Origin of the sequence: Oricola indica (assembly GCF_965227485.1) — a bacterium.
GTDB lineage: Bacteria > Pseudomonadota > Alphaproteobacteria > Rhizobiales > Rhizobiaceae > Oricola > Oricola indica.
On sequence record NZ_OZ245747.1, the window covers coordinates 306,429 to 326,316 of the forward strand.

24 protein-coding genes and 1 pseudogene are annotated in these 19,888 nt (G+C 62.1%); 16 read left to right on the forward strand and 9 right to left on the reverse strand.

The window, feature by feature from the left end; genetic code table 11:
- Together ACQK2M_RS01590 and ACQK2M_RS01595 are read left to right on the forward strand one after the other, a co-directional pair.
- Entirely contained in the window at positions 1-882 is an 882-nt protein-coding gene (locus ACQK2M_RS01590) for a TniB family NTP-binding protein (RefSeq protein WP_425416330.1), read from the forward strand.
- A complete protein-coding gene (locus tag ACQK2M_RS01595; protein ID WP_425416331.1) occupies positions 879-1,745 on the forward strand; it encodes a TniQ family protein in 867 nt (288 codons plus the stop codon). The genes ACQK2M_RS01590 and ACQK2M_RS01595 overlap by 4 nt, the downstream gene beginning before the upstream one ends.
- 69 nt (positions 1,746-1,814) lie before the next feature.
- On the opposite strand, the pseudogene ACQK2M_RS01600 reads toward ACQK2M_RS01595, so the two are convergent.
- Positions 1,815-2,192 (reverse strand): annotated as a pseudogene (locus ACQK2M_RS01600) (hypothetical protein); the annotation flags it as partial.
- 680 nt (positions 2,193-2,872) lie between these two features.
- Here ACQK2M_RS01600 and ACQK2M_RS01605 point away from each other — a divergent pair.
- Positions 2,873-3,472 carry an IS110 family transposase gene (locus tag ACQK2M_RS01605; protein ID WP_425416332.1) on the forward strand — a complete coding sequence of 200 codons (600 nt, stop codon included), beginning with the start codon at positions 2,873-2,875 and terminating at the stop codon, positions 3,470-3,472.
- Here ACQK2M_RS01605 and ACQK2M_RS01610 read toward each other — a convergent pair.
- The 4 genes from ACQK2M_RS01610 to ACQK2M_RS01625 form a co-directional block, all read right to left on the reverse strand.
- Positions 3,452-3,706, reverse strand: coding sequence for a DUF3489 domain-containing protein (locus ACQK2M_RS01610; RefSeq protein WP_425416333.1), 255 nt, complete (start codon positions 3,704-3,706; stop codon positions 3,452-3,454). The genes ACQK2M_RS01605 and ACQK2M_RS01610 overlap by 21 nt on opposite strands.
- 235 nt (positions 3,707-3,941) lie before the next feature.
- Entirely contained in the window at positions 3,942-5,225 is a 1,284-nt protein-coding gene (locus ACQK2M_RS01615; protein ID WP_425416334.1) for an MFS transporter, read from the reverse strand.
- 242 nt (positions 5,226-5,467) lie between these two features.
- On the reverse strand, positions 5,468-6,289 hold the full coding sequence (locus tag ACQK2M_RS01620; protein WP_425416335.1) for a universal stress protein: 822 nt from the start codon (positions 6,287-6,289) through the stop codon (positions 5,468-5,470).
- 119 nt (positions 6,290-6,408) lie between these two features.
- Entirely contained in the window at positions 6,409-7,911 is a 1,503-nt protein-coding gene (locus ACQK2M_RS01625; protein ID WP_425416336.1) for a ferredoxin reductase family protein, read from the reverse strand.
- Between the two features lie 114 nt (positions 7,912-8,025).
- Between ACQK2M_RS01625 and ACQK2M_RS01630 the strand changes: the two genes are divergently transcribed.
- Positions 8,026-9,117 carry a polyheme membrane-associated cytochrome C gene (locus ACQK2M_RS01630; RefSeq protein WP_425416337.1) on the forward strand — a complete coding sequence of 364 codons (1,092 nt, stop codon included), beginning with the start codon at positions 8,026-8,028 and terminating at the stop codon, positions 9,115-9,117.
- Positions 9,118-9,188: 71 nt separating this feature from the next.
- On the opposite strand, the gene ACQK2M_RS01635 is transcribed toward ACQK2M_RS01630, so the two are convergent.
- The gene (locus tag ACQK2M_RS01635; protein ID WP_425416338.1) at positions 9,189-9,554 is read right to left on the reverse strand and encodes a transporter associated domain-containing protein; all 366 of its coding nucleotides are present in this window, start codon (positions 9,552-9,554) and stop codon (positions 9,189-9,191) included.
- Here ACQK2M_RS01635 and istA point away from each other — a divergent pair.
- The gene (istA, locus tag ACQK2M_RS01640) at positions 9,494-10,987 is read left to right on the forward strand and encodes an IS21 family transposase (protein ID WP_425416339.1); all 1,494 of its coding nucleotides are present in this window, start codon (positions 9,494-9,496) and stop codon (positions 10,985-10,987) included. The genes ACQK2M_RS01635 and istA overlap by 61 nt on opposite strands.
- Positions 10,984-11,754 (forward strand): IS21-like element helper ATPase IstB, encoded by a 771-nt coding sequence (istB, locus tag ACQK2M_RS01645; RefSeq protein WP_425416340.1) that lies wholly within the window; start codon positions 10,984-10,986, stop codon positions 11,752-11,754. Before istA ends, istB begins: the two co-directional genes overlap by 4 nt.
- Here istB and ACQK2M_RS01650 read toward each other — a convergent pair.
- A complete protein-coding gene (locus tag ACQK2M_RS01650; protein ID WP_425416341.1) occupies positions 11,675-12,652 on the reverse strand; it encodes a LysR family transcriptional regulator in 978 nt (325 codons plus the stop codon). The two genes, istB and ACQK2M_RS01650, sit on opposite strands and share 80 nt — an antisense overlap.
- A gap of 116 nt (positions 12,653-12,768) precedes the next feature.
- Between ACQK2M_RS01650 and ACQK2M_RS01655 the strand changes: the two genes are divergently transcribed.
- The 4 genes from ACQK2M_RS01655 to ACQK2M_RS01670 are packed head-to-tail and all read left to right on the forward strand — an operon-like array spanning position 12,769 to position 14,384.
- Positions 12,769-13,086 carry a hypothetical protein gene (locus ACQK2M_RS01655; RefSeq protein ID WP_425416342.1) on the forward strand — a complete coding sequence of 106 codons (318 nt, stop codon included), beginning with the start codon at positions 12,769-12,771 and terminating at the stop codon, positions 13,084-13,086.
- A complete protein-coding gene (locus ACQK2M_RS01660) occupies positions 13,079-13,741 on the forward strand; it encodes a 5-formyltetrahydrofolate cyclo-ligase (protein WP_425416343.1) in 663 nt (220 codons plus the stop codon). The genes ACQK2M_RS01655 and ACQK2M_RS01660 overlap by 8 nt, the downstream gene beginning before the upstream one ends.
- Positions 13,738-14,172 carry a DUF488 domain-containing protein gene (locus ACQK2M_RS01665; protein ID WP_425416344.1) on the forward strand — a complete coding sequence of 145 codons (435 nt, stop codon included), beginning with the start codon at positions 13,738-13,740 and terminating at the stop codon, positions 14,170-14,172. The genes ACQK2M_RS01660 and ACQK2M_RS01665 overlap by 4 nt, the downstream gene beginning before the upstream one ends.
- Positions 14,169-14,384 carry a hypothetical protein gene (locus ACQK2M_RS01670; protein ID WP_425416345.1) on the forward strand — a complete coding sequence of 72 codons (216 nt, stop codon included), beginning with the start codon at positions 14,169-14,171 and terminating at the stop codon, positions 14,382-14,384. Before ACQK2M_RS01665 ends, ACQK2M_RS01670 begins: the two co-directional genes overlap by 4 nt.
- Positions 14,385-14,815: 431 nt before the next feature.
- Here ACQK2M_RS01670 and ACQK2M_RS01675 read toward each other — a convergent pair whose 3' ends face one another.
- Both ACQK2M_RS01675 and ACQK2M_RS01680 read right to left on the reverse strand, forming a co-directional pair.
- Positions 14,816-15,304 (reverse strand): hemerythrin domain-containing protein, encoded by a 489-nt coding sequence (locus ACQK2M_RS01675; RefSeq protein WP_425416346.1) that lies wholly within the window; start codon positions 15,302-15,304, stop codon positions 14,816-14,818.
- On the reverse strand, positions 15,301-15,774 hold the full coding sequence (locus ACQK2M_RS01680; protein WP_425416347.1) for a group III truncated hemoglobin: 474 nt from the start codon (positions 15,772-15,774) through the stop codon (positions 15,301-15,303). The genes ACQK2M_RS01675 and ACQK2M_RS01680 overlap by 4 nt, the downstream gene beginning before the upstream one ends.
- Before the next feature lie 87 nt (positions 15,775-15,861).
- Here ACQK2M_RS01680 and ACQK2M_RS01685 point away from each other — a divergent pair, with 87 nt between their 5' ends.
- The 6 genes from ACQK2M_RS01685 to ACQK2M_RS01710 are packed head-to-tail and all read left to right on the forward strand — an operon-like array spanning position 15,862 to position 19,887.
- The gene (locus ACQK2M_RS01685) at positions 15,862-16,278 is read left to right on the forward strand and encodes an Rrf2 family transcriptional regulator (RefSeq protein ID WP_425416348.1); all 417 of its coding nucleotides are present in this window, start codon (positions 15,862-15,864) and stop codon (positions 16,276-16,278) included.
- Between the two features lie 17 nt (positions 16,279-16,295).
- Positions 16,296-17,936 (forward strand): cytochrome-c oxidase, cbb3-type subunit I, encoded by a 1,641-nt coding sequence (ccoN, locus tag ACQK2M_RS01690; RefSeq protein WP_425416349.1) that lies wholly within the window; start codon positions 16,296-16,298, stop codon positions 17,934-17,936.
- A 4-nt stretch (positions 17,937-17,940) separates the two neighbouring features.
- Positions 17,941-18,669: a cytochrome-c oxidase, cbb3-type subunit II gene (gene ccoO / locus ACQK2M_RS01695; protein ID WP_425416350.1), complete on the forward strand. Its 729-nt coding sequence runs from the start codon at positions 17,941-17,943 to the stop codon at positions 18,667-18,669.
- The gene (locus ACQK2M_RS01700) at positions 18,666-18,833 is read left to right on the forward strand and encodes a cbb3-type cytochrome oxidase subunit 3 (RefSeq protein ID WP_425416351.1); all 168 of its coding nucleotides are present in this window, start codon (positions 18,666-18,668) and stop codon (positions 18,831-18,833) included. Before ccoO ends, ACQK2M_RS01700 begins: the two co-directional genes overlap by 4 nt.
- Positions 18,830-19,729, forward strand: a complete 900-nt coding sequence (gene ccoP / locus ACQK2M_RS01705; protein WP_425416352.1) for a cytochrome-c oxidase, cbb3-type subunit III — start codon at positions 18,830-18,832, stop codon at positions 19,727-19,729. The genes ACQK2M_RS01700 and ccoP overlap by 4 nt, the downstream gene beginning before the upstream one ends.
- Positions 19,726-19,887: a hypothetical protein gene (locus tag ACQK2M_RS01710; protein ID WP_425416353.1), complete on the forward strand. Its 162-nt coding sequence runs from the start codon at positions 19,726-19,728 to the stop codon at positions 19,885-19,887. The genes ccoP and ACQK2M_RS01710 overlap by 4 nt, the downstream gene beginning before the upstream one ends.
- Position 19,888 lies beyond the last annotated feature (1 nt).

Genomic DNA, 19,888 nt, shown 5'->3' on the forward strand with positions numbered 1-19,888 from the left:
ATGAACGATGAAATCTCTCACCTGACCGCTGGCGCGGCGGCGTTGCTTGTCGAAACGGACGATCGGCGCATTCGCGCGATACGATCACGCCGCTGGGTGCTCTACCCACGCGCCAAGCAGGCTCTCGATCGTCTGAGCGCGCTCCTCGACCATCCTCGAGGTACCCGCATGCCCTCGATTGCGATCTATGGCGACAGCGGCATGGGCAAGACGATGATCATGAAGCGTTTCCGGGACGAGCATCCGCCGAGCTTCAATCCGGTGACGGGAACGCTGAAGACCCCGGTCCTGGCCATGGAAATGACCAGCCGGCCCGGCGAGCGGCGGTTCTATGCCGAGCTCCTGACCCTTCTCGGCGCGCCGCAGCGGCCGCGCGCAGACATTGCTCAGATGGAACAGGCGTCGCTGCGGATCATGGAGGCCATCGGCGTACAGGTTCTGGTCATCGATGAGGTGCACAACATCCTCGCCGGAACCTACCGTGAGCAGCGCATAGTGCTGAACACACTGCGCTTCCTCAGCAATCGTCTTCATATCTCGCTGGTCTGCTTCGGCGTCAACGAGGCGCGCGAGGCGATCAGCGGCGACGTCCAGCTTGCCCGCCGGTTCGAGCAGTTCACCCTGAACAGGTGGGCCGCGAACGAGCAGTTCGAGACCCTGGTGACATCGATCCTCCGCAACACACCACTACGCCGGCCGTCGGTGCTCACCCCGAAATCGTTGCGGCGGATGCTGCAGATTACCGAGGGCATCACGGCCAACATCTTCCACATGGTCAACAACCTGGCGATCGACGCCATCGAAAACGGCAGCGAGCAGATTACGAACGAAGCGGTCGAGAGCTGGGAGCCGGAGTTTGATGCCGAGGCGGCATTCGCATGATGCAAGAGGCGGCACGACGGCAGTTGCCGGTACGGCTGCTGCCCTTCACTGACGAACTTTTGTCCTCCTGGATCAACCGCCATGCCGACTTCTACGCGGTCCCACCGCTCGTCATGCTGCGGCATTGCCTGCCGGAGGCTCACTCGCTGCGAGCCGCCGATCTCCATTTGAGTGACGATCAGGAAATCCGGCTGGCCAAGGTGTTCGCCATCGAGCCGGCTGTCGTGCGTCGAATGACCTTCACCAATGTCGCGCAGTCGTCACGCCGGCTGATCGCCGTCAGGCCTCAGCAATCCTGCCCGAACTGCAGCGTCCGTCGCACGGAACCGGAGCCAACCTTCAGAAGCCACCTGGTTGGCTGGCGCCTCACCTGTCCTGCCTGCGGAGATCTGTTCCGGGACACCGACGGGCGCGAACTCCCCTCCCCTTTCCGGCAATATCGCGATGCGGCAATTCGTGGCGAACAGCTGCTCGATGACGAGGCCGAACGTGGTATCGCGACATGGACATCGCCTTCCGAAATCGCTCGGCTTCTCCTGATGCGACGCATTCCAAGACCTATTCCCCGCGAGAGCGACCTTTGGCGCTTCAGGGTGCTCGGCGCCATCATTCCCGATCTCGATGGCATCGTTGCTGCGGAACAGGAGAACCTACCCACGCCCGCAAGTCCGATCCTTCGGCTTCACATGCGACCGGCACTGCTGGCCGGGATAGCCATTGTCGAGCGTGCCGGACCTGAAATGCTCCGAATGCTGCGTCGTCACATGATGGGCGACAACAGGGTCCAATTCACCGACACCACCGAACGCATGATAGCCCAAGCCCAACGGCCGAGGCCCTCCCAGCAATTGCAGTTAATTTGAGAATCCCGCAATCCAGATTCTCATGATTAAATGGTCAATCAGAACAAAACCGGCGCATTCTTGCGGTTAACTGCTAAGCGACAGCCAGATACCGCGTTTCTGGTGGCCATAAAGAACAAAGGCGCCAGAGGCGCCCGGTAGCTGGAGATGGTCCCCGTCGAAGGATCGGGGCGCGATATTGTTGAAGGTGTCGTTATAGACGCGCGCCAGCCGGTCGGTGCGGTCGGGATCGGACCAGACCCATGTCTGGAAGGCGATCTTGATCTTTGTGAGCTTCTCCTTGGCCGCCTCGGTGTCGATGACATTGAGAACCCGCCGCTCGCTGTCGCCGTCCCTGATCGTGTCGAAGATCTGCGGGATACGGCTGTTGAGCGCATCGGCGAGCAGTTCGCCGGCGTGCCGGCGCTTGGTGCCCCATTCGGACGTGCCCTCGGCGCGGTAGGCAAGCAGGGGATCGAACCACCCCTGGCCGTCATGAATGACAATGATGATCTCGTCGCCGCGACGATATTTGACCGCGCGGCGGGTGCTCTCCTTCAGGTCGACGGCAAAGCCCGCCGTTTCGAGCACTGCGCCGCAGGCAACCTTTCCCCTCAATTCTTCGAGTTCTGCCTTTTCCATTCTCTCTTCCGCGTCCGGCGCGTCCTCTGTTCGGATCCCTGCTCCCGACAATTTCGGGACGGATCCCGGAAGCCGCGAAGAGCAAGGCAGGACAAGGGCGCGCCTGGCAAGCCGGCATTTGTGCCGGGTCTCAGTTTTCGCGGCCAGAAGCGGCGAAGCTTCCCTTGCCGGCCGTTGCGCGCAAGCGGCATCAGGAACTTTCCAGTTCTTTCTAATCCTCTCGGTTGCACCTCGCGTCAGATGGGATAATCGGACCCCGGACGTCTGCTAGCATCGCGCCCGGTTCGAACTTAACGGAGAATCTGGCAATGAAGCTATTTATCGGATTGGATCTCGGTCTCATTAAAACGGCGATATGCGCAATTGATGAGGACGGCACAAACGTTCTCCAGGTAACAGCTCGCTCGGAGCCGGAAGAAATCATAACGAAACTTTCGAAATTGAAGAGGGAAATAACCTTGCTCGGGCTTCAGGCCTGTCCACTCTCTGAGTAGATTTGCGGCGCGTTGCAGGATGCGGGTTTCCCGGTGTTCTGCCTTGAGACGCGGCACACACAACAGCTGCTCTCCACGCGGCCGAACAAGACCGACCGCAACGACGCGCACGGGATCGCAACCATGATGCGTGTGGGACACTTCAAGCCCGTGCATGTGAAAAGCCGACCGTCGCAGTTCGTCCGATCCTCGTTGATCGGTCGCCGCCAGTTCATGAGGGCAATGCTGCGGATCGAAAACACCATTCGGGCCCTCTTACGCACGCAAGGGCTTAAACTCGGGAAGATTCACCGCTGCCAGTTCAGTGAGCGGGTCAAAGAACTCTGCAATGAGGAGCCCATGCTGCTGCCGGCGATCGAACCGCGTCTGGCGGCGCGCGACGAAATTCGTACCCAGATGCGCAAGCTGAACAACGCCCTGGAACGCGCCCCACGTACCCATCCGATCTGCAATCTGTTCCAGACGATTCCGGGCGTCGGCCCACTGACGGCTCTTTCGTTCAAGGCGACCATCGACGCCCCCAACCGCTTCAAGCGCTCGAAACTGGTTCCGGCGCATCTGGAGCTAACGCCGGGGGTTTATGCGCCTGGTTCAATATCTGCGCTTCGATGATACTGCGCGAGACTTGACCAAGCGCGTGCGGCGACCCGACAGTGCAGCCCGCACTGTGTGCGCCTGCCAGCCCAGGCGCTCGACGATTACCGAGATGCACGCGCCATTCGGCTTCGACAGCAGAGCGACCAGTTGGTCCTTCTTGCTCTTCGCAGCCGGCTTTTTGATCGCGTGGACTTCGGCCTCGATAGCCGAGCCAAAATCGCCGCCATTCTCGATGATGTGGGTTTTCATGTTGTTCTCCACTCAGATTTCGAGGCCGGTTTATCCGGCTTCCCACTGAGTGAAGCCCGCGGTGCGGGCACGGTCAGCCGACATGAGTGGTTCGACGTGACAAACACTACCGCTTCCTTTGCCAAGGAAGTCCAGCTGAACAATGAATAAAGAGCCACATTATTTGCGGACGCTAATCTACCGAGAGGTCAACACCATCTGCGCCTATGCGGGTGCATCGCTCGGTCGTCCACTTTCATGCCCCACCGACCGCGCGGACTTTTCCTGGCGCGGCCATCCAGATGCTGACGACGGAAATGCCGGAGGCAAGAACGCAAAGCCACCAGCCAGGGCGGTAGCCGCCGAAAGCGTCATCAATGATCCCGAGCGCAAGTACACCGCCGGCGGCGCCGAAGTTCCCGAAGAGTGAGAGGATCGAGAAAATCTTTGCGAAGTGCTTGCCGGAGAATACCTCGGCGGGGATTGCACCGTAGATCGATGCCATCCCGTATCCGAGGAGCCCCTGTAATGCGACCATGACATAGATGAGATAAGGAAATTGCCCGAAGCTCACGGTGGCGAGAAGGAGCGCGGCAAGCCCGAAACCGCATTGTGCCAGAGTCCAGGCGGTCTCGCGGCCGATCTTGTCCGACAGAGCACCCAACGCGATTTGCCCACCGATTCCGAACAGCGCAATGAGGCCGAGCGCTGACGCCGCTGTCACGGAATCGATGCCTTGCCGCATGAGGAAGTTCGTTTGGTGAATCTGGATGGCGTACCAGACGAACAGGCCGCAAAAGAACGCGCTGCCGATCCACCAGAAGCGCGCCGTCTTCATTGCTCGACGAAGGGTCCAGTCTGTGGAAACCCATGCTTGATCGACAATACCATCCGAAGAGCCGCGAATGTCCGTGCTTGTTGAACCTGACTTGCCGTCCGGTTGAAGCCCCATGTCCTCGGGACGTTTGCGTTGGAAGAGCAGGTTGAGGGGAAGGATCACGCCGAGCGTCAGCATTGCAATGCCCAGACAGGCAACGCGCCAGCCATGAGCGTCAATCGCCCACTGCATGAGCGGCAGCAAGGTAACCGCGCCAACGCCGACACCCGAAAACGCGATGCCGACAGCAAGGCCGCGCCGTCGCACGAACCAGTTGGGCAGGAACATGGAGTGGCCGATATAGCTCATCGCCATCGATCCCATGACCGCCAGAAGGCCGAGCGACAGGTAGAGGCCGACCGGAGAGCCGATCACGACAGCGCCAGCGTAACCCGCGGCAACCATGACGGCTCCCATCGGAATGGCGATCCTCGGGCCGTAACGGTCCATCACGGCACCGAGCACGGGCACGAACGCGGTAGAGGCGATAAAGCCCAGTGAAAATGGTCCCGAGGTCGTCGCGGTGTTCCAGCCGAGTTCATTCGAGATTTGTGGCAGCAGCAGCGAATAGCCGGTCCGCGCATTAACCGCGACGGCCATGGTGACAAAAGAGATCGCCACCACGACCCAGCCATAGTAAATGCGGCTTCCCTGTACATTCATGGGCTGTCTCCTCCGGAGGCAGCCATAGTCGGCGGAGGGTCAGGTGGAAAGGTCCGATCTCGGCTAAGCGCCCCATTTTGGCTGTGCAGATAAACTTGACCGTCGCCCGAAAGCCTACATGGTCCGCGACCATGTATTAGCAGACAAGCTGCGCACATTCGCGGACAAGCTGGGCGTTTTCTCAGAATCCAACCCGGCCTCCAAGTCCTGACCTCGAAGGCCTCCTGTTACTGCGGAATCCGCTATTCGCCGGGCGGCACGACCAGCATATCGGCATCGAGTTCCTCCAGGACGCCCCGCGCTCCGCTGCCGATATAGGGACCGTGTGACAGTCCCTTGTTGTGCTTTCCAAAAGCGACGAGGTCGGGAGCCGACTTGCCTGCGCAGCGGGAGAGGACATCGGCAACAGGCCCGTCCTCGATCAGGATCTGTACAGCCCCTTCATGGACACCCACGTCCTTGCGGGCCGCGGCAAGGCACTCTTTCGTTATCCGCGCCAACGTATCCCCTGTGTCGCCGTCTCCCGATCCGGTTTCCTTCGCATGCGCGATTATCAAATCCGCCGTCGGCGCGACCCGGAGTGCCGCTTCGAGTGCATGGTGCGATGTCGGCGAGAGGTCGAGGCCCACGAGCACGCTTTCGTAGTTCCTTGTCGGGCGGGACTTGACCACGATCGACGGCCGCGCGCTCGTCATGAGCAACCGTTCCAGGATCGTGCTGTCGATCAGGCCGCGAGCCCCGGGTTTTTCGCTCAGGCCGGTAATCGTCAGGTCCGCATCGCACATGTCCGCCTCCGCCACGATCGCCTGTACGGGATCGCCCGCGACGCTCTTGAACGATGCGGGTTTGAAGCCCGCGCCGAACTCCTCCGGCAAATGCGCCTCGAGATAGGCGACGGCCGCTGCCACTTGCCGGGCGAGCTCTTCTTCGGCGGAACCGTCATGGGCGGAGGCGACATGGATCACGTGCAGCGCGGCCTTGTGCAATCTGGCGACAAGCAAGGCTCTTTCGAGCGCCTGTTGCGAGTTAACACCGAGATTGGTCGCCAGCAGCAGATTCTTCATTAGCCTCTAACCCGGACCGGAATCCTTGGTCTTCCCGTTGGTTCTAAAACGTCATCTAGGATTCGGCGGCGAGCGCCGCAAGCTCGATGCGGCTGGTGATCGGCGATAGGAACGCTGTCTCAATAGGTCAGCGCGAAGACGCCGGCTCCGGCGGCAAGCGCCGCGCCAAGCGCCAGATACCGCGCCATATCGCGGCGATCCTGGCGCGATGCGGCGGCTCCGCCGTAGTCGAAACGCTCGTAGTCGATGTTTTTCATCGGCAGACCGAGATCGAGCAGCGTGTCGGAGACGGTCGTCACCATCGGCCCCGGGCCGCAGATATGGGCACGGGCGCGTTCCGGATCGAGACCGTCGAGCAATTGCCGGATCCGCTCACCGTCGAGCCGTCCCGTCGCTCCTTTCCAGCCCTCCGGGCCTTCCTCGCTGACGAAGATGACACGCAGATCGAGCTCGTTTTTCGCCGCCTCTATTTCGTCGAGACAGGCGAAGTTGTCGGGCCGGCCCGCCGCATAGGCGAGCCGCACCGGTCTCCGGTCACGCCTGGCGACCATGTCGCGCAACAGCCCCATGATCGGCGCAATGCCGACACCACCCGCCAGCAGCAGCACGCTGTCGTCTTCGTTCTCCTCCAGCACGAATTCTCCATGCGGCCCGTCTATGCCGATCGGCGTACCGGGCGCCAACGTTCCGACGGTTCTCGTGAAGTCGCCGACCTCCTTGATGATCAGGCTGAGGCCGGGCCGGGCCGGGCTGTCCGCGATGGAGAAGGGATGGTCGAACAGTGGCGCGCGGCGGCGCCCGACCGTCATCCAGACGAACTGGCCTGCGCGGTAGGGCCATTGCGGATTTCCCGGTTCCGGCTGGATGTCGATCTCCCACATCCGGTCGGCCAGTTCGCGGACCGAGGCCAGCCGCCAAGGCCGACGATGAAGTTTCAGCCAGCGCCAGCCGTGAAGTACCGCGATGACCGTAGCCACGGCGAACTCCGTCAGCCACCACAGCCAGTGGACGGGACCCGCCGCGCCGAATCGGCCGACGGTCAGCGCGTGATGCAGGCCGGCGCCGGCGGCGGTCAGCCCGAACACGATGTGACTCGCCCTCCAAATCTCGTAGGGCCACGGAAGCCGGTTGCGCAGGATCGAGGTCAGCACCAGGGCGGTCAGCGCCGCCAGCGCGACGACGCCGCTGCGATAGTGAGGAAGGGTCAGATAGGCGGTCAGCCTCTCCGCACCCAATGCCGGATCGTCCATCCAGGTGGGCAATACATAGAACAGCGGGTGCAGCATGAGCGCGAGCAGGACCCAGAGGGCGGCGACCTTGTGAAAGGTCATGATCTTGTCGATACCGAGATGCCCGGAAACGCTTTGAAACCGTCCGGAGGTGACGAACTGCACCGCCATCGCCATGAGGCCCGCCATCCCCAGCGCCGCCGCCGCCAGTTCCCAGCGTTCCAGCGGCGCCACGCGCCGGACGCTCGCCAGCAGGATCACGGAGAGGCAGACAGCCACATAAAGCAGAGCCAGCACCGCACCGGGCAAGCGAAATCGCCTGGGGCGCTTGGTTGTCGGGATTTTCCGGCTTGTGTCGAGCCCGCCTTCTTCCATCGATTCTCTTTCGGACATTGGCGATTTTCTATCACCACCTGCCTCAACTTTATCTTGATCATGGTCAAGGCTTCGAAAGATTCCGATATGTATTCTTTCATCGATAGTGGATGGAGGTTTGGGAGGATCACCTTGCTGTTCAACAAGATGAAGCAAACGGCCATTGTCTTGCTCTCGGTTCTGGCCGGGAGCATCGGATCGGCGGCGGCCCAGGATGACGAGTCGCTTGCCGCGATGGTCGAGGCCTGGCTGGCATCGCCGCATGGCGACTACCATTCGCATTCCTTCACATACTGGAACAAGGACGGCGAGGTCCCGGTCGCCTGCGGAGCGTGCCATTCCGAACCCGGCTTCCTGGATTTCCTCGGCGCGGACGGCAGCGCGCCGGGCAGTGTCGAAAGCCCATCCGCAATCAATTCCCCGATCGGCTGTGCGGCGTGTCACACGGGCGCCGCGCATGCGCTCGACATCGTGTCCTTCCCTTCCGGCGCGGTTTTGGACAACCTCGGAAGTTCCGCGGTATGCACGGTCTGTCATCAGGGGCGGCAGTCCGGAGGCGCGGTCACCAAGGCTGTTTCGGGGACCGGCGAGGATACGGTCGATCCGGAACTCGCGTTCATCAATGTCCACTACGGCGTGGCCGCGGCGGTCATGCATGGCGCGGACGTGCAAGGCGGTTACCACTACCCGGACAGGAACTATGCCAGCCGCTTCCAGCATGTTCCGAGCGCCAACACCTGCACGGCCTGCCATGATCCGCATACGACGCAGGTTGCGACGGAAACCTGTTTCGCCTGTCATCGCGGGGTTGAGGATGTCCGCGCCATCCGAACGAGACATGGCGATTTCGACGGCGACGGCGACATCTCCGGCGGCATCCACGCGGAGATATCCGGCCTGCACGCGCGCCTGTACGACGCGATACGAGCCTACGCCGCCGAGATCGCGGGTGAGCCCATCGTCTATGCCCCCGGCAGTTTTCCCTATTTCTTCGCGGACATCGACGGAGACGGATCAATCGCTTCCGAAGACGCCGTCATGCCCAACCGCTACGCCAGTTGGACGCCAAGGCTGCTCAAGGCCGCCTACAACTATCAGGTCGTCGCCAAGGACCCGGGCGGATATGTCCACAATCCGACCTATCTCCTGCAACTCCTCCACGATAGCCTTGAAAACCTCTCGGCGCGGACCGACATCGACATGACCGCCATCCGGCGGCCATGAACGCGCACCGTTCGGCACCTCTCGCCGAAGTCATTGGCATCGCCGTGAGGGATCCCCGGACCGGCGTTCGCTTATTCGTCCGGCGACACCGGGGCGCGCTGCACAAGGAGGGTGTCGATCCTTGTTCGGTCGAGATCGACGACTTCCAAAAGCCATCCCGCATGTTCGACGAATTCCCCCGGTTTTGGCAGATGGCCGATCCGATCGAGCACCAATCCGGCGACCGTGGCGTATTTTCCGCCGGTTACTTGCGGTGAGAACGGCGGTGGAAAACTAGACCACGGTAGCGGCGGGATTGTCCGGCTGCGGGCGGCGCAAAAGTCGTCCACTTTTTCCCTTTTCTGCACAGCGCAGGGAGGGACGAGGGATCTACACCGTGGAATTATATCTGAAGGTTCGAGTGGCTTGCGACGGCGGTATGAGCCAGCGCGAAGCATCAAGGCATTTCGGCATATCGCGCGACACTGTTCGCAAGATGATGACGTATTCGGTTCCGCCGGGTTATCGGCGGCGGGCTCCGGTTCGGCGTCCGAAGCTGGAAGCGTTCATCCCAATTATCGACGGGTGGCTTGAGGCGGACCGGACGGTTCCGCGCAAGCAGCGTCATACGGCCAAGCGGGTGTTCGACCGGCTCCGTGACGAGCACGGATTTGCGGGCGGCTACACCATCATCAAGGACTACATGCGCGATCGGGATCGGCGAGGCCAAGAGATGTTCGTGCCGCTGGCGCATCCTGCCGGGCATGGACAGGCGGACTTCGGCGAGGCCGTGGTCGTCATCGGCGGCGTCGAGCAGAAGGCGCACTTCTTCGTGCTCGACCTGCCGCACAGCGATGCGTGCTATGTTCGCGCCTATCCTGCAGCCGTGGCCGAGGCATGGGTGGATGGCCATGTCCAGGCCTTCGCCTTCTTCGGCGCTGCGCCGCAGTCGATCGTCTATGACAACGACCGCTGCCTTGTGGCGAAGATTCTGCCCGACGGCACACGCAAGCGTGCAACGCTGTTCAGCGGCTTCCTGTCCCACTACCTGGTCCGGGATCGTTACGGCCGCCCCGGCAAGGGCAATGACAAGGGCAGCGTCGAAGGTCTGGTCGGCTATGCCCGGCGCAACTTCATGGTGCCGATCCCGTGCTTTGCGACGTGGGACGACTTCAACCTGTGGCTCGAGGATCAGTGCCGCAAGCGCCAGGGCGACCGGCTGCGTGGCGAGAACGAGACGATCGGCGAGCGTCTGCAGCGTGACCTTGCCGCCATGCGGCCGCTGCCGGCTTCGCCCTTCGATACCTGCGACCAGGCCAGTGGCCGGGTCTCCTCCCAGGCACTGGTACGTTACAGGACCAACGACTACTCCGTGCCGGTCGCATATGGCCATCAAGATGTGTGGATCCGGGGCTATGTCGACGAGGTGGTGATCGGCTGCGGCGGTGAGACCATTGCCCGTCACCCGCGCAGCTATGAGCGCGAGGAGGTTGTCTTCGACCCGCTGCATTACCTGCCGCTGATCGAGCAGAAGATCAATGCGCTCGACCAGGCGGCTCCTCTGCAGGGTTGGGAACTGCCCGAGGCGTTCGCCACACTGCGTCGCCTGATGGAAGCGCGGATGGGCAAGCAGGGCCGGCGCGCCTATGTGCAGGTGCTGCGCCTTCTGGAAAGCTTCGATCTGGCCGATCTGCATGCGGCTGTGAAGCAGGCGCTACACCTGGGCGCCGTCAGCTTCGACGCCGTGAAGCACCTCGTCCTGTGCCGGGCCGAACGCAGGCCGCCAAAGCTGGACCTCGACATCTATCCCTATCTGCCCAGAGCCACCGTCGAGAAGACGTCGGCCAAGGCCTACATGCGCCTGCTGGACCGCGAGGGGGAACCGGCATGAGCGGCGATGCTCCCGAACTCCTGCTCGCTCATCACCTCAAGGCGCTGAAGCTGCCGACCTTCCTGCGCGAGCACCAAAAGCTTGCCCGACAATGTGCAGTCGAGGGTGTGGATCATGTCCGCTATCTTGCCCGGCTCGTCGAACTGGAACTGATCGACCGGGAACGGCGGATGGTCGAGCGTCGCATCAAGGCTGCAAAGTTCCCGGCCGCGAAAAGTCTCGACAGCTTCGACTTCGCCGCCATTCCGAAGCTCAACAAGATACAGGTGTTGGAATTGGCGCGCTGCGAATGGGTCGACAGGCGCGAGAATGTCATCGCGCTCGGACCCAGCGGCACGGGCAAGACCCATGTCGCGATCGGCCTCGGGCTGGCTGCCTGTCAGAAGGGATTGTCCGTTGGCTTCACCACGGCCGCCGCGCTCGTCAGTGAGATGATGGAGGCGCGTGATGAACGCCGTCTTCTGCGCTTCCAGAAGCAGATGGCGGGCTGCAAACTTCTGATCATCGATGAACTGGGCTTCGTTCCTCTGTCGAAGACCGGGGCCGAGTTGCTGTTCGAGTTGATCTCTCAGCATTACGAACGCGGCTCCACGCTGATCACCAGCAATCTGCCCTTCGACGAATGGACCGAGACGTTCGGGTCCGAGCGTCTCACCGGCGCGCTTCTCGACCGGCTGACCCATCACGTCAGCATCCTTGAGATGAACGGCGAAAGCTACCGACTGGCGCAAAGCCGGGCACGAAAAGCCGCGAACACTCACCGGTAAGATCGCCGAAGCTGCAAGCGGGAAACTCTGGTCGGGCTACGCCCTCCCGACGTTCCCCGCTTGCAGCGCCAAGTGGCCTACTTTTGCGCCGCCCAATGGCCGACTTTTGCTCCGCCGTTGACACCCTGACGAGCACCCAGGCCGGCAACTCGAATACCGGTGCGTCCGGCAGGACAAACAAGGACCCCGCGGCGACGCGGCCATGCACCAGGCGTTCGGGGAAATAGCCACATCCGCCGTTTTTTTCCAGGCACTGCAAGCCGAGCCAGCCGATGTTAACCGTCACCGCGGGTCCGGGAAACTCGGGAAAGCTCGCGCTCAACTGGTTATCGAACTCGGGACCCCAATCGACATGGATGTAATCGTCCGGGCGCATGGCGAGATTGCGGTTGGATGTGACCATAACAAGCCGCTCAGTGAGAAGCGGGATAAGCGAGAGATTCGGGCGGCGCTGTGGCGTGAACATGATACCCATATCGATCCGGCCTTCGACCAGTCCCTGCATCAGTTCCGGCTCGAAACCGATCTCGGCGCGAAAGGAAACGTCCGGATGGTCGCGCAACAATGACGCGAACCAGTCCACCATGGCTCCGTCCCACAGACCCATCCTGGCGCCGATCACGACCTTGCCCCGAAACCGTTTCGGTAGCCCGATATCCTGGCGCGCCCGCTCCATCGTCCGGACGAGTTGCCCGGCATACTTCAGGAACCGCCCGCCGGAATTGGTCAAGACAGCACCCGACCTGTTTCGCACGAAGAGCCGGGCTCCGAGCGTCTCCTCCAGCGTGGCGATCCGGGCGCTGACGGTTGATTGGGTAATGTGCAGACGCTCTGCCGCAGCGACGAAACTGCCCGTATCGGCTACGGCAAGGAAGGTTCTGGCGTGCTCAACATTCATGGATGGTATCTTATATCGAATAATTCGATATTATCTCACATTTATATTCTCTTTCTCGAGTCACGATTAAGCGCAATGATAGGGTGTTGATGAGCCCCCAAATCGGAGTGCTTGGCATGCATGGCGGCACAACACCGGCCGAGATCGCGGAATTCGTCGTTTGGCCATCACCGGAGCCGACGTCAGATCTCACGCAATGCATCGGCGCCCTGCTGCCGCAGCTTACTGCACTTGATGCCAAGTTCGACCGGGTGACCTCGTCCTTCGCTCTCATGGCAATACTTGTCGCGCGCGCGATGGAATGCGGCAAGGAAGGGCGCATGGTGGTCCTGCTGCGCAACTGCGCACGGATACTCGAAATAGAAGCACAGAACCGTGCCCGAGAAAAAGGCTGCCGTGCCGAGCCACGACCGGAGAGGCGAAATCATGAGTGAAGGCGAATACAGTTCTCCTCCCTGCTTCGCACACGAGATCGATGAAGGATGGAATGGCTTCGAACCGGTCGATAGGCAGACAGCCGTCGACGTCGCTCGCTGGCGGAAGTCGGAAAGGGAGCGCCTGATAGCAGCGCGGCTTGCCGTAACGAACGATGAGCGCGTTGCAATCGCTCGGAAAGTTGCCGATGTGCTGGACGGTTTCGTCACTGCATATTCTTGTCCGGTTATCGGCCTCTACTGGCCGTTCAGAGGCGAACTGGACCTCCGCGACTGGATGGTTTCTCAGTGCGGGCGCGGCGCCCGGGTTGCACTTCCGGTTGTCGTCGCCAAAGGGCAGCCGCTGCAGTTCCGGGAATGGCGTCCGGGCTGCCGGATGGAGCGCGGCATCTGGAACATCCCGATACCGGCCGACGACTGCGAGCTCTCTCCCAGTATTGTGGTCTCGCCGGTGGTCGGCGCCGATCGCGCCGGGTATCGCCTCGGTTATGGCGGTGGCTTCTATGACCGCACCCTAGCCGCCATGCCGGAGAAACCCCTGACGATCGGCGTCGGCCATCCTGTCGCGGAAGTCGGGACCATCTTTCCGCAGCCGCACGATGTTCCGATGGACTGGATGATCCTTGGAGGCGATTGCTGGGAGAGGCCCGGATGAACGAATTACGCATAAAGCGCGCCTATCGCGCCGCACGCATCTCGGACGGGGCGCGAATCCTTGTCGATCGCGTATGGCCCCGAGGGATGACACGCGAGAGATTGCGGATTGCCGAGTGGTTGAAAGAAATCGCGCCAACCGCCGACCTCCGGCGGTGGTTCAACCACGATCCAGCGAAATGGGACGACTTTCGCGCAGCCTATTTCAGGGAACTGGACGGCAAGCATCAGGAAGTCTCTCGAATCCTCGAGCTGCTGGAAGATGGATCCGTGACGCTCATTTACGGCGCGAAGGACAAAATCCTGAACAACGCAGCTGCGCTGAAGGAGTTTCTCGAGGCCACGTTGCGTGAATGTGAAATGGCCGCGGCGCCGGACATTACGGGTACCCGGACTATTTTACGCCCGGGCGCAAGCGGAGAAGCGCAATGAGATCACCTGAGAAAATGCTGCAAAAAGGCCAAATGACGCTGATGACGGGCCTCATCGTCACGGTCGTCGGTATCGTGCTTTATTGCATTGGTCAGGCGCTTGGCACGGTAAGCGGACCTGCGAACCTAACATCCGAAACGGGCGCCGCCATCATAGTGATCGGCGTCCTGATCTGGCTGAAAGGCGCCGTGACGCTCTCGCTGGAATTATAGACGCGCCCATTGAGTTCGTTTTTGTTCGCGCCACCCCGCATTCAGCCATCGGTCAGGATCTGCTCCAAAGGATTGGCTGAATTGCCGGATCTTTCCTTGAATGCGAGGCATGCGTACCTACCTATTCAGAGGGAACCCCCACCCCTCCCCTCTAGGAAGTGCCGGCTGTCCCCTCCCCGCCGGCACTTCCACTCTCGGCATCCAATCTCGCCAAAGGTAATCATCCAAAAACTCCGAAATCACCGTCGCTGCCTCGAACAGTTTGCTCTCTGGTTTGCGCCCTGCCTGGCGTCAGAGGCTATGAGGCAATCGGCAACTCGTGACCGAATAAGGAGAGCTTGACGCGCTCGGCAAGAACTCTACCTCCAGCATCGGAATTATTGTGAGGGCGCAGTTCGGCAGGCGCTCGGGTTTCTTTTCGAAAGTGAAGGTCAGCCATGTGTCAGGCCTTCCGGTTCGAATTGCGGGAAGAGCACTTCGTTTTCCAGCCGCATGTGCTCCTCGAGATCGGTAATGAACTCATCAAGCCCGCCATAAAGCGCTGTCCAGGTGCCACAAGCTCCCTGCGGCAATGTCAGTTCGGCGGTGAGTCGGCGGATCTCGGCGACCTCGGCGACATGATCGTCATGGTCGGCGCGCATCACGGAGATCGGGTTCTCAATTCCGGGCCCACCGCCCCTGCGGATGGCGGGAAAGAGAATAAGCTCCTCCTTCTTCATGTGCACTTCCATCTCCCCAATCATGCGGCGCAGGATTTGGGAGAGGCCTTCGGGCACGCTTTCGGCACCGGAATGGACGTTCTCTACCTTCTCGGACATCTCGGCCAGAAGCGGCAGCTGATCGCGATGGCGCGCGTGGTAGCGGGTTTCGATATACCGGGTCAGCTCGGCAGCATCATGGATCGGGGCAACATCGGTCATGAGAACATCCTTTCGTCAGCGGAGTATGGGAGCGGCATCGGTGGCGTCCTGCGCTTCCGATATCGCGATGAGGAGTGAACGGGCGATGCGTTCGGCGCGCTCGATGACATGCTGGGCACCCGCGTGCGAGCAAGTCTCGCGCGCTGTCGCACCAAAGAGGTCAAGACAACGCTCGAAATGGCCTTGCCGATCGGCAGGGGTGCGTGCACCGGCACCGAGCGGCCATGGTAACGCCTAGTAATCAGCGCGACCGAGGACCAGAAGGCAACCATACGCTCCAGATGCGGGCACCAATCGGTAATGCGTGCGGCGAAGACCGGGCCGAGAACCGGGTCGCGACGGACCTTGCGGTAGAAACCGTGCACGAGGTCATACAGAACCTCTTCGTCGAGGCCGGTTTCAGCCGTAATCGCAGCGGTCATCTCCGGCCGCGCGGAAGTGTCCCTTGGGGACGTTTCGGGAGTGGGCATGAGCGTCTCTCGGCTTTCGTCTTGCAATCAAGCCTAGATCTATTAATAGGTATTGTATATACCAATTAAGAAACGAGAGCAGCGGCGATGCGTCTCACCTCCTTCACCGACTACGGATTGCGGATGCTGATGCGCATGGCGAGCGCGCCCGAACGCGCCTTCTCGACCGCCGAACTGGCCGATGAGTTCAGGCTCTCGCGCAACCATCTGGCCAAGATCGTGCAGCGCCTCGCCCGCGCCGGACTGATCGAGACCCGTCGTGGCGGTGGCGGTGGTGCCGCACTTGCCCGACCGGCATCGGAGATCCGGCTCGGTGCCGTCATCCGCCTGCTCGAGGAAGGCCAATCGCTCGTCGAGTGCCTAGGCGCGGACGGCTGCGCCTGCACTCTTTTTGGACAATGCCGGCTCAAGAGCCGCCTTCGCGCCGCCGAAGCAACCTTTCTCGCCGATCTCGACCGCACGACACTCGCGGATATCGCTCTGACGCCGCTTCGAGTGGCATAAACAAAGGGACATTTTGAATGGCCGTGACCGCAACCCTGACAACGGCGGAACGACAGATCGGCATCGGGCTGTCGGTGATGCTCGCCATTCTGGGTCTTTCGATGGCGGCCGCGGCGAAGCAGGGGCCGATGGCCCTGCATGGCGGCATCGCGATGATCCTCGGACTGGCTCTCGTCTTCGTTCTGAGTGGCGCGCTTTACGATCAGCCGGAGCCGCGCGCCGATCGCCTGACCCGGTATTACGACGCGCCGACCCGATTCGGCATCGTGATGACGCTTATCTGGGCGGTTCTCGGCATGGGGGTGGGCGTCTGGCTCGCCGCGCTGATGTACTGGCCCGAGGCGACACCGCTTTGGCCTGCCACGAGCTACGGGCGGCTGCGCCCCCTGCACACCTCGGGCGTGATCTTCGGCTTCGGCGGCAACGCGCTGATCGCGACCTCGTTTTATGTGCTGCAGCGCACCGCGCGGACGCGGCTGGCGGATGCGGTCAGCCCGTGGTTCGTGATCATCGGTTACAACCTGTTCTGCGTCTGGGCCGCGACCGGCTACCTGATGGGACAGACCCAATCCAAGGAGTATGCCGAGCCCGAATGGTATGCAGATCTCTGGCTGATCGTGGTCTGGGTGACCTATTTCACGCTCTACATCCGCACGCTCGCGCGCCGGACCGAGCCACATATCTATGTCGCCAATTGGTATTACATGGCCTTCATCCTGGTCGTTGCGATGCTGCACATCGTCAACAACCTTGCCGTTCCGGTCACTTGGGGCTCGGGCGAAAGCTTCACGATTTGGTCGGGCGTACAGGATGCGATGATCCAGTGGTGGTACGGGCACAACGCCGTGGCGTTTTTTCTGACGGCCGGGTTTCTGGGCATGCTCTACTACTTCCTGCCAGTGCGTGCGCAACGGCCCATCTGGTCTTATCGGCTCTCGATCCTAAGCTTCTGGGGCATCGTATTTTTCTATATGTGGGCGGGGTCACACCACCTTCACTACACGGCGCTGCCCTACTGGGTGCAGACGCTCGGCATGACCTTCTCCGTGATGCTTCTGGTGCCCTCCTGGGCTTCGGCCGGGAACGCCATCGCGACGCTCAATGGCGCGTGGCACAAGGTGCGCGACGATGCGACGCTGCGCTTCATGTTCGTGGCGGCGGTGTTCTACGGGCTCTCGACCTTCGAGGGCTCGTTCCTCGCCATCCGCCCGGTCAATTCGCTCTCGCACTACACCGACTGGACAGTGGGGCACGTACATTCCGGCACGCTGGGCTGGGTGGCGATGATCGTGTTCGGAGCGATCTATACACTCGTTCCCAAGCTCTGGGGGCGCGAGGAGATGGCATGGCCGGCCGCAGTGGAATGGCACTTCTGGCTCGCGATCGCGGGCACGCTGATCTATGTCGTCTCGCTCTGGAACGCCGGCATCACGCAGGGGCTCATGTGGCGCGCCTATGACGAAAACGGCGCGCTCTCCTACAGCTTCATCGAGTCGGTCGAGGCGATGCTGCCCTATTACGCCGCGCGCGCCTTGGGTGGGGCCCTGTTCCTTGCCGGCGCGGTGATCTGCGCCCTGAACTGCCGCGCCACGATGCGTGCCGCGGGCGACAGTGTTGACGCGACCGACCGCCCGCTAGCGGCCCAACCGGCGGAGTGAGCCAATGCTGAAGCTTCACTACAACCTCGAGAAGCTCTCCATGGGACTTGTGGGCGCGATCATTGCGGTGGCCTCGGTGGGCGGGCTCGTCGAGATCGCACCTCTTTTCACTATCGAGGAGACGGTCGTGATTCCCGACGATTTGCGCCCGCACACGCCGCTGGAACTCGCCGGGCGCGAGATCTACATCCGCGAGGGATGCTATGCCTGTCATTCCCAGATGGTGCGCAGCCTTGCAGACGAGATCGACCGCTACGGCCCTTACTCTCTGGCCGCCGAAAGCGCGTGGGACCACCCGATGCTCTGGGGCTCGAAGCGCACGGGGCCGGACCTGGCCCGCCTCGGGGGCAAGTATTCCGACGACTGGCATGTGGCGCATCTGATCAACCCGCGAAGCGTCGTCCCCGTGTCCATCATGCCCGCCTATCCCTGGTTGGTGCAGCCGCTCGACACCGATCTTCTGGAAGACAGCCTTGCGACGCTTGCCCGCATGGGCGTGCCCTATGACGAGAAAATGATCACCAGCGCCGAAGGCGACGCCCTCGGCCAGAGCCGTCCGGACTCGGACGGCGCCGCAGGAGTCCGGACACGCTATGGCGAGGAATTGGCCGTGCGCTTGTTCGACGGCGATCCGGGCCGCCTGACCGAAATGGACGCGCTCGTGGCCTATCTCCAGTCGCTCGGCACGCTCACCGGCGCACCCTACGACCTGCCGACGGAGGGCGCGCAATGAGCCACGAGACGCTGGTGCTTATCGCCAAGACTTTCGGTCCGATCTGGATGGGCGGCTTTCTCCTGATCGTGCTTGTCCGCGCCTACAATCCCAAACGGCGCGCCGAGCAGGAGCGAATCGGGAGGTCCATCCTGCCCTGCCCAGACGCGAGGGATCGGCCATGACGACCGATCCCAAGACACTCCCCGGCGCGGACCTGCATACCGGCAATCGCGAGGTCGATCCGGTTACCGGCTATGATACGACCGGCCATGAATGGGGCGGGATCAAGGAACTCAACACGCCCTTCCCGAAGATTGCGCTGGTCGCGCTGGCCCTGGCATTCGCCTACTCGGTCGTCGCCTGGATCCTGCTACCCACCTGGCCGCTGGGGCGCGATTACAGCCGCGGGATCCTCGGGCTCGATCAGGGCGACATCGCCGTGGAACGTCTGCGCGATCTCACAGACCTTCGCGCCGACTGGCTTGCGCGCTTCCGCGATCCCGATTTCGCCGCGCTGGCAGGCGATAACGCCCTGATGGCCACCGCCATGCCTGCGGCAGATCGGCTCTTCCAGGATAATTGCGCCGCCTGTCACGGCAGGTCAGGCGCGGGCGGCCCGGACTACCCGAACCTGGGAGATTCACACTGGCTTTGGGGCGGCGCGCCCGAGCATATAGCCGAGACGCTGCACGTCGGCATCAATACCGACCATCCCGACACCCGCTGGGCCCAGATGCCCGCCTTCGACTGGATGGAGCGGGCCGACCGCCTGGCCCTGTCGGAGTATGTCGTCGCGCTGCCATCGGGTACCGCCGCCCATGACAGCGCTGGGGCCCTCTTGTTCGAAGAGAATTGCGTTGCCTGCCACGGGGAACGTGGCATCGGCGGGTTGCTGAATGGCGCGCCATCCCTCGCCGATCGGGCCGTAATCTACGGGCAGGACCGCGATAGCGTGGCGAAAACCCTCGCAAGGGGGCGACAGGGCGTTATGCCGTCCTGGTCCGACAGGCTGAGCGAGGCCGAGATCAACCTTCTCGCGCTCCATGTCGCGCGACTGTCCCAAGGAGACAGCGAATGACCGCCCGGACCCAAAGACACCTCGCCCTGCTCGGCGGAGCGGCGGCGATCGGCCTGGTTCTGGCCGCCAATGCGCATCTCGTCATTGTGGCGCTTGGTTCGCAACCCGCCTGCGCCGCCGTCGAAGGGGCAGCCGTGGCTGCGAAACCCTCCTGCTGAA